Origin of the sequence: Microcoleus sp. B4-C1 (genome assembly GCF_036705285.1) — a bacterium.
Taxonomy (GTDB): Bacteria; Cyanobacteriota; Cyanobacteriia; order Cyanobacteriales; family Microcoleaceae; genus Microcoleus.
In genome coordinates, this window is the sequence record NZ_JAUBUC010000154.1 from 1 (window position 1) to 7,028 (window position 7,028).

A 7,028-nucleotide genomic window follows, 5' to 3' on the forward strand; every position below is an offset into this window, starting at 1 on the left:
GCTAAGTGTCGGTTTTCCAAAAAAACAATACATCATATCATACTTTTGTATACTTGCAAAATCGGGATGCTCCCAATGAGAATGGCGTCAACATAAGGAAAGTTCCTGCTGTTAAAGCCCTTTGAAGGGATGGAAGAGTTAAATCAGATTCTGGCAGTGATTGAGTAGGTGATTGCTGAATCTCATCCATAAATTGCTTAAAATTACTCATCACTGATTGAGTAGGTGATTGCTCAATCTCATCCATAACTTCCTTAAAATTACTCATCACTTATTCTCACTTGGTATGCCGATTTTTCCACGAACCATAAAAAGAACGAAGCAGCTTTTCAAATGACTTGACAACTTCCTCTATAATTTTACCTTTCGTTTTATCATCCAACCGATTCCATAGTCTGAAAAACCAATTAAATAGTTCAGATAGCCAACCAAACATCCGTATACTCCAAAGCTACGAAACAGAACCTATAACCCAACGCTGTAATATTTGCTGCATATACATAGCCAAGCTTACCTTCTCAATTGCTCGCAGTTTTCTGCTATTTGCTGCGAGGTGCGAGGAAATACTAAAGCCAGACTAAACGCTGATGAAGGTTGGGTTGCAACAGGAAACCCAACCTACCAATTCAAACTGAACTAACTATCTTTACCCTTTACCTCCAAACAGTTTATATATTCCGTATCCAACAGCAGCCGCCGCAGCAACAGGTGCAGCCGCAACTATGGCAGTACCAGCAATTGCGCCTCCCCCGACAACGCCACCGATACCAGCAAGGGTGCCCATAATTGCAGCACCAGAAGCACCGCCAGCTACCGTTACAGCACCAGCACCAACTAGACCAGCAGCAGCCCCAATGTTTGTAGCTGTTCTTGCCGCTGCACGAGCATCATTCTCTTCCTCAGACAAGTTCGATTGCTCTTTGAACAAAGTTTCATTCATTATTTTTGCCCCCAGATAAGCAGGGCCTGCTGCTAATACCGCAGGAGCCGCCGCCATACCACCACCAACCACACCACCTGCTGCAGCTAGACCAGAAGTAATTCCTGCTCCTGAAGTTGCTGCAACAGTCAACCCTGTAGCAGCACTGGCAGCCGCACCTACTGCAGCACCAGTTTCTGCAACCGCTTTGACTGTTTTGACTGTATTTCCATTAATTCCCAGAGTTTTTTCTACAACATTTTCTACCACTTCTTCACCTGCTTTACTGGCCAAATCTTCCCAATTCATAAATCAATTTATCCTTTTAATACTTGTTCCATTATCCTTAATAAATTTAAGGTTTGTCTAGCCCAAAAATGTTCTATTTTGCCCCCAATTCTCCCTCGCTTTTACTTTTACTTTAATCTAAGTTTGTAGAACAATGTACGAAAATGTACGAAAATGTTGGCAGTTGTGAGCTACAATACACAAAACTCTCGCATCTCCCTGCCAGATGAATCTTAAAGAAATGTTAAATGTCGCCGATCGCATAGTTTTCGAGAAAACAGGTCAGCACCTTGACGATTTACAAGAGGCGGTACTGCGGGGAACTCTAGAACGCGAGACATACAAGCACATAGCCAAAGATTTTGACTGTTCTGAAAGTAGTGCTAGGAATGCGGGTTCGGAATTATGGCGGATTCTTTCAGAAGAATTAGGGGAAGATGTCAATAAAAAGAATTTTTGCTCGGCAATGGAGAGGTTGCAAATCTCCATTGTTTCGCATTTTGCACAAGACTGTGTGCAAATAAGTTGCGTTAATTATTGTGGAGAAGCTAGACACCCGCCAAATATCCCAAACTCACAGCAACCAAATCAAGAAACATCTAACTCAAAACAAACTCAAACTTCACATCAAGATTTAAGCGAAATGCCGGAATTGGGTGATTTCTTCGATCGCACTCCCGAACTCCAAACCCTCACCACCTGGATTCTACAACAACGCTGTCGCCTCATCACCCTCACCGGCATCAGCGGTATCGGCAAAACCACCCTAGCAGTACAACTCGTACAACAAATTAAAGATGAGTTTGAGTACGCAGTTTGGTACACGCTAGACGAATTCCCCACCATAGATAAATTTCAATCTAACCTAATACAGCTTTTTTGCCATTCCGAAAAACAAGATTCATCCCCAACAAACCAAAAACGCTTACCGCTGATTAAGTATTTACAAAACCATCGCTGTTTAATCGTCTTAGATGACGTTCACAACCTTTTCTGTAGTGGCGAATTGGCAGGAAAATATAAACCAGAATCCGAAGATTATCGCTCTTTTTTCAAACAAATAGAAAAATTATCCCATCAAAGCTGCTTTCTGTTAATCGGTTGGGAACAACCGAGAGAAGTGACTCAAGCTAAAAGCCAAAATACTTCTATTCGTACCTTACAAGTCAAAGGTTTAGACATCGCCGCCGGACAGGAAATACTCAGAGATTATGGGTTAGAAGAAAGCGACAACACTGAAGCACTCATTCATCGCTACCAAGGCAACCCCCTATGGTTAAAAAGCGTAGCGAATCTGATTCAAGACTTGGGAGGAGGCGTGACAGAGTTATTGCCAAATGATACCATATTGTTGCCCGAAGATTTGAAAGATGTTTTACAGCAGCAGTTCGATCGCCTATCCGAACTAGAAAAACAAGTAATCTCCTTGTTAGCCAAAGAAAGCCAGCCAATAAACCGGGCAAAATTGCTCGAAAATGACCTAATTCCGGCTTCAGATTTGCTAAATGCGCTGCAATCTCTATCGCGGCGCTGCTTGATTGAACAACAAGCAAATTTTTACACTCTGCCGCCAGTGATCAGGGAATATATCAAAGGGTTATAACCCACATCTTGCACCCTTCTCAAGAACAGGCAAGATGCCTGTTCCACAAAGAGTGAATTTTCTTGTGGAACAGGCATCTTGCCTGTTCCTAAAAAGCTTATTGATAATGGTGCAACATCTCAGTTATAACCAACGATATGCTTCAGGCTCAACAGTCAAAGCCGATCGCGAACTTCTTTAAAACAAGCTTCAATTTCCCCCCATGATGGATAATTTCCATAGCAGAGTCTACCGCACTGCTGTTCGTATTCTCTAGCAATAGTTTGACGCAGTTCTCCTGTTGGGAAGAGAGCCGAACTGTTGGAAAATTTCATCGCTGACGGCGGCTGATAATCTGGGAAGTGTTCGCGGCTAATGCGATCGCAATCCTCTTTAATCTGGCTGTATTCCTCAGTTTGGAACATTTGGCGCACTTCGGACTTTTGAGCTAAACAAAACAGGTCGTAGTAATGTCTGGCGTAGCTTCCAATTGATTGCCCATCCTGCTGAATCTTCACTACTTTAGAGTGAATTGCAAACAGCTTCTCAACAAAGGTGCGCCGAAAGTCCAGCAATAGCATAGAGAAAGGCAATTCATCTTCAGTATCAAGACTCTGCCCAATTTTACGCAGAAATTCAGCCACATAGGAAGACAGTTGTACAGTCTGCGTAGGATAAGTGCCGCTGCGAGTTCCCATTTCTAAGAATACACGATTGGCGATCGCCTGATTGCCCGAAAATTGCTGAGTGTAGCTGAAATAGCTATTGCGAAAAACCCCCCGCTTCCGCTTGGACGAATCAGGTTCTAGCGTCAAAGCAGGATGCTCTCCCACAGCACTTTCGATTGCTGCTAATTCTTTATCAATTCTGTTTGCACCAAGGGGAGGAACGAATGCCTGTTTGTTCAAAAACAGATCGATATCCTCCGAGAATCGTTCTATCAGTTTCCACCCCTTCGAGAGGCTGGTTCCGCCTTTAAAAATGACTTGAGTACGCCACTGATTCGCCACAATTCGTAGCGCCTCAGTGACATAGTAATCTTTCTCGATGAATTGTTCGGTGAGTCCAAAGCGATCGAAATGTTCCCTAGCTGCGATGACAGCATCGCGGAAATCAGGATGTTCAAACATTTTCACTCGGCTTGCCACTCCTTGGCATAACTCAGATTGCTGAAGTTACCAAAATCAAACCGAGAGACTGGATTTAGGCTTTTTCGGAGTTTTTCTAGCTCTTTAGGACTCTTTCTGAGTTCCTGTCCGATCGCACCCAGCATAGCTCGTACTCGCGGCGGTTCCGCATCTGCAACTGCAAGCAAACGTTCAAAGCGAGATCCTTCTCGAAAATAGTCTAGCAACCTTTGCTTAGTCTCCGTCAGAGACAACTCGCTCAACTTACCCCTAGACCTTAAAAAATCAAGCATTGCTGCATCAGTTGCTTCTAAGCGATTCCAAGTTTCAGGTCTGCGAGTGTGGATTCGGGCGCGAGAACCAATTATAGTGCGGGGGACACTGTTCGCTGAGGTAGCAAATTCACCTTGAATTGCGTTTTGAGTGGTAAACCCTAATAAATTAGCCGCACTCAGTCCAGCCGGATGCAAGTTTTGTTTTGTCAGCAGTTTTTGGATATCGCTTGAAGAGGGACGACTGCGACCAAATCGAGTCGGGCGCGATCGATAGTATAGTCCTTTGCTGACTCGCTCCAAAATTCCGTTTTCCGCCATTCGGGAAAGTGCTTTGCTGACCGCAGTTGACGGCAGGTTAGAAAAGTCAGAGTGCCGCCAATAGCCTTCTCCCCGTTCCTCAATCTGTCTGCGAATTAACTCTGCTGTGTTGACTTGACTCCTTTTCATCCCTTGAATCCCAGGTCAGGGTCTTAATCCCATTATTCTCACCACTTTCTAAATTGTCAAGTTTTTGTGGCAAAAAACTTGACAAATAACCTGGATTATCTGCTGCGTTATAGTACCCTAGAACATTTCAAAGCTTGAGTTGTGCAAGCAAGCGTATGGGGAGGGCGATCGCCCGTGCAGTGTAATTGATACAACCGTTGCTTGCATTCCCCGCGCTTCACCCAAATTATTAGCAGTGGCAATGGGCGATCGGGTAAATGGGGCGATCGGTTCGATAGAATCATCGGAAGTCGCAATTCCATTGTTTGCCATGACGCTGAAAGAATTAGAGCCTCAACTCCTGGCACTCTCTGACGATGAAAAAGCTCAAGTCGTTCAACTCCTCACTCAAGGTAAAATCACTCCTTGGCGCGGTATTGAAAAAACGCCTGATGTTTGTGGTGGGAGTGCCTGCATTGCTGGAACTCGCATCACCGTTTGGGGACTTGTAGAAGCTCGTCACATTGGCTATAGCGAAGCCGAGTTACTCACAAGCTATCTATCGCTATCTGCGACTGATATTGCTAACGCTTGGGCTTATGCTGAAGCCTTTCCCGATGAAATTGAAACAGAAATTCGGGAAAACGATGAAGTGATGGACGAGGATTTGTAGCAGATGGCACGTCTCTATGCCGATGAGCAATACCTTCACCTTAACTTAGACGGTAGTGATGCCTTACCCTAAATGCTTCAAGACTTGAAAAGCCGATCGCAATTCACTTGGCACAGTATTGCAAAACTTCGTTAAGCTTATAAGCAGTGGTAAGCGATGATGGTATTATGTAGTCAGGAGGTCAACATGAAACTACCTGACTACGCCAAAGCAATAGGCATAAGTTACACAACCGCGTGGCTAGGCGTGGAAGGCAAACAAACTGCCACATCCGGCACGGCAGACGGAAAGCGGTCTGATTATAGTTGACTACTTGCCACAATCGCCATCAAACCAGGTCAAGAAGAATCGAGTCGCTATTTACAGTCGAGTCTCATCTTCGGAAAACAAAGATAACCTCAACCGTCAATCGGAGAGGTTAACTGAGTACGCCATGGGAGCATGTCACTTCTGTAGTGAGTAATGATACTCATGCAGGTTTTCGCTGATTACCAATTAAGCCGTTCAAGTAAGCACAACGATGAGCTAATACTTGTCCCACATGTTCTGATTTCCAACTCGCTCCAGATATTTTAATTCGTCTGGCTATTTGCTTAATGCCTGATTCTACCGCTCCCGAACCAATAGAACAGATGCCATCCCTGGAGAAAACTTCATAGTTAATAATCCTTTCTTTGTGCTTTTCTAAATATTTGCAAAAATTCACTGCTGATTTTTTCTTGAGCTTTGTAAATAGAGCTAACGCACTCTCTACATTCCCTTTCCACAAGTAGGCTTCTGCTTGCTTGAGCCGCTTAATTGAACCGCCTACTTTCTGAAGATTTTCAGTGAGATGATACCAATCGAGAATTTCTCTTCTCTCCTGTTCACAAGTGATTTCCTTAAATATATTCCACACTCCATCATGTCCATCACCTAGGCAAGTTACAGGTTTTGCTAGCGGTTGTTTATTTGCCCAATCAATGATGATATCATTTTGATTGAAACTAGCCACTATACCAGCTTCCGACACAATTGCTTTATAGTCTTTCCATTCAGATTTTTGCCCTTTAGGTACCCTCAGTCGTACTTTTCCACCATCTGCACTTAGCTCTGAAATATCTTCTGTTGATATCGGTTCGCTGAAGTCTTGATAATGTACTAATATGAGTTGTGTTTTAGCCGGAACAGTCACTCCCGTTAGATACTTAATATCTTGGGCGGCATGCTTATAAGCAACATTGGCACTCAGTCTTAAGCAACAGTTTTCTAAATGTGGACTCAACCTACTAGCACTACCGCAGCCTAGTTTATCTGCTTGCTTTTGGGTGATACTTAAATTACCTAGGGTACTTTTTAAAGTCTTGATTCTTCCGGCTTTTGTACCGCTAGCTGAGCAGATAAAAAAAAGCCGATATGTGGTGTCACATGAGTCAAAACTTGGTCTCTCACGGCGAGTTCAATATCTTCTAATGTCTGCAAGGAATCAGGATTACAATCATCATAAAGGATGGCAGAAATAGCATCTAGATGTGTTTTAATTGTCTGTTGTTGTTCAGGTGTCATGATTATATATCCAGTGGGAAGAGATGATAATTATCGCCTATTATACTGATGATCGGTAAAAAAGTCATGGTGGGGTTCACGAGTATTTATACTCATCGCAAAAGTGACACGCTCCCGTACGCCATTGCTAACGGCTATCAAATTGTTAAAAATGTCAAAGAAATTGGCAGCGGATTGAACGACCACCGAAAAC

9 protein-coding genes are annotated in these 7,028 nt (G+C 43.6%); 4 read left to right on the top strand and 5 right to left on the bottom strand.

All coding sequences use genetic code 11. The annotated features are described in order from the left end of the window. Nucleotides 1-37 precede the first annotated feature (37 nt). Both QUB26_RS30695 and QUB26_RS30700 read right to left on the bottom strand, forming a co-directional pair. Nucleotides 38-268, bottom strand: coding sequence for a hypothetical protein (locus tag QUB26_RS30695; protein ID WP_333321089.1), 231 nt, complete (start codon nucleotides 266-268; stop codon nucleotides 38-40). A 378-nt stretch (nucleotides 269-646) separates the two neighbouring features. After that, complete coding sequence (locus tag QUB26_RS30700; protein WP_333321091.1) at nucleotides 647-1,228, bottom strand: RNA polymerase subunit sigma-24; 582 nt, start codon at nucleotides 1,226-1,228, stop codon at nucleotides 647-649. Between the two features lie 205 nt (nucleotides 1,229-1,433). Here QUB26_RS30700 and QUB26_RS30705 point away from each other — a divergent pair, with 205 nt between their 5' ends. Both QUB26_RS30705 and QUB26_RS30710 read left to right on the top strand, forming a co-directional pair. Beyond that, on the top strand, nucleotides 1,434-2,810 hold the full coding sequence (locus tag QUB26_RS30705; protein WP_333321093.1) for an NB-ARC domain-containing protein: 1,377 nt from the start codon (nucleotides 1,434-1,436) through the stop codon (nucleotides 2,808-2,810). Between the two features lie 34 nt (nucleotides 2,811-2,844). Further along, a complete protein-coding gene (locus QUB26_RS30710) occupies nucleotides 2,845-2,991 on the top strand; it encodes a hypothetical protein (RefSeq protein ID WP_333321095.1) in 147 nt (48 codons plus the stop codon). Here the strand turns inward: QUB26_RS30710 and QUB26_RS30715 are convergent. After that, entirely contained in the window at nucleotides 2,966-3,919 is a 954-nt protein-coding gene (locus tag QUB26_RS30715) for a nucleotidyl transferase AbiEii/AbiGii toxin family protein (protein WP_333321097.1), read from the bottom strand. The two genes, QUB26_RS30710 and QUB26_RS30715, sit on opposite strands and share 26 nt — an antisense overlap. Before the next feature lie 2 nt (nucleotides 3,920-3,921). Continuing rightward, entirely contained in the window at nucleotides 3,922-4,638 is a 717-nt protein-coding gene (locus QUB26_RS30720; protein WP_333321099.1) for a DUF6088 family protein, read from the bottom strand. A 139-nt stretch (nucleotides 4,639-4,777) separates the two neighbouring features. On the opposite strand from QUB26_RS30720, the gene QUB26_RS30725 reads away from it, so the two are divergent. Continuing rightward, nucleotides 4,778-5,290 (top strand): DUF433 domain-containing protein, encoded by a 513-nt coding sequence (locus tag QUB26_RS30725; protein ID WP_445299657.1) that lies wholly within the window; start codon nucleotides 4,778-4,780, stop codon nucleotides 5,288-5,290. A 186-nt stretch (nucleotides 5,291-5,476) separates the two neighbouring features. Next, nucleotides 5,477-5,599 carry a hypothetical protein gene (locus tag QUB26_RS30730; protein WP_333321101.1) on the top strand — a complete coding sequence of 41 codons (123 nt, stop codon included), beginning with the start codon at nucleotides 5,477-5,479 and terminating at the stop codon, nucleotides 5,597-5,599. 160 nt (nucleotides 5,600-5,759) lie between these two features. Here the strand turns inward: QUB26_RS30730 and QUB26_RS30735 are convergent. Continuing rightward, a protein-coding gene (locus tag QUB26_RS30735; protein ID WP_445299658.1) for an ISKra4 family transposase occupies nucleotides 5,760-6,835 on the bottom strand; the annotation gives its coding sequence in 2 pieces (ribosomal slippage) (nucleotides 5,760-6,682 and nucleotides 6,682-6,835; 1,077 coding nt in all). Nucleotides 6,836-7,028 lie beyond the last annotated feature (193 nt).

What these genes read in the sequence shown, in the direction of transcription:
- QUB26_RS30695 (WP_333321089.1), bottom strand. Translation starts at nt 268, where the DNA reads ATGAGTAATTTTAAGGAAGTTATGGATGAGATTGAGCAATCACCTACT.
- QUB26_RS30700 (WP_333321091.1), bottom strand. Translation starts at nt 1,228, where the DNA reads ATGAATTGGGAAGATTTGGCCAGTAAAGCAGGTGAAGAAGTGGTAGAA.
- QUB26_RS30705 (WP_333321093.1), top strand. Translation starts at nt 1,434, where the DNA reads ATGAATCTTAAAGAAATGTTAAATGTCGCCGATCGCATAGTTTTCGAG.
- QUB26_RS30710 (WP_333321095.1), top strand. Translation starts at nt 2,845, where the DNA reads ATGCCTGTTCCACAAAGAGTGAATTTTCTTGTGGAACAGGCATCTTGC.
- QUB26_RS30715 (WP_333321097.1), bottom strand. Translation starts at nt 3,919, where the DNA reads ATGTTTGAACATCCTGATTTCCGCGATGCTGTCATCGCAGCTAGGGAA.
- QUB26_RS30720 (WP_333321099.1), bottom strand. Translation starts at nt 4,638, where the DNA reads ATGAAAAGGAGTCAAGTCAACACAGCAGAGTTAATTCGCAGACAGATT.
- QUB26_RS30730 (WP_333321101.1), top strand. Translation starts at nt 5,477, where the DNA reads ATGAAACTACCTGACTACGCCAAAGCAATAGGCATAAGTTACACAACC.